This window comes from Kitasatospora papulosa (assembly GCF_000717245.1).
GTDB lineage: Bacteria > Actinomycetota > Actinomycetes > Streptomycetales > Streptomycetaceae > Streptomyces > Streptomyces papulosus.
In genome coordinates this window covers 1-821 of sequence record NZ_JNYQ01000063.1, presented here as the reverse complement: position 1 = coordinate 821, position 821 = coordinate 1, and the positions used below count along the sequence as shown (strand labels likewise).

1 protein-coding gene and 1 rRNA gene are annotated in these 821 nt (G+C 70.0%); both read left to right on the top strand.

The window, feature by feature from the left end; genetic code table 11:
- Window positions 1-96: ribosomal RNA gene (gene rrf, locus IA22_RS34880) — 5S ribosomal RNA — on the top strand; the annotation flags it as partial.
- Window positions 97-308: 212 nt separating this feature from the next.
- On the top strand, window positions 309-821 hold a 513-nt coding region (locus tag IA22_RS0133700; RefSeq protein ID WP_030125872.1), incomplete at its 3' end, for a hypothetical protein.

The following is an 821-nucleotide window of genomic DNA, read 5'->3' as shown; positions in this document are numbered from 1 at the left end:
GAAACGCCCGGTTACATTCCGAACCCGGAAGCTAAGCCTTTCAGCGCCGATGGTACTGCAGGGGGGACCCTGTGGGAGAGTAGGACGCCGCCGAACAATCTTTCAGGACCCTTGGTCCCAGCGTTCATGCTGGGGCCGAGGGTCCTTTTTTGTTTGCCGAAGCGCGTCGGATGGTCGGCTGCGCGAGAATGTCTTGTGGTACCCGATGACAGGAGTCACCCCCATGTCCACCAACTCTTCCGACGACCGTTCGGAGCGCGAGCCGCGTCGCCGGGACGGGGACGACAGGGGCGGCTTCCGAGGCGGCCGTGACGACCGGTCCGGCGCACCTCGACGTGACAGCGACCGTGGTGGCTTCCGCCGTGACGACCGCGACCGTGGCCCCCGCCGTGATGACAGCCGTGGCAGCAGCTCCGGCGGTGGCTTCCGTCGTGACGATCGTGCGCCGCGTCGTGATGACGAGCGTGGTGGGTTCCGTGGTGGTCAGCGTGACGACCGTGGTGGCCGTCCCGCCGGCGGCGGTTTCGACCGTCGCGATGACCGCCCCCGTGGCCCGCGCCGTGACGACGACCGCCCCGGCGGTTTCCGTCGCGACGACAGCCGTGGCGGCGGTACCGGTGGCGGCTTCCGTCGCGATGACAGCCGTGGCGGTACCGGCGGTGGCTTCCGCCGAGACGACCGCGACCGTGGCCCCCGTCGTGATGACGACCGTGGCGGCAGCGTCCGTCGCGATGACCGCGACCGTGCGCCGCGTCGTGACGACGACCGTGGTGGCAGCTTCCGCCGCGACGACCGTGCGCCGCGTCGTGATGACGAGCGTG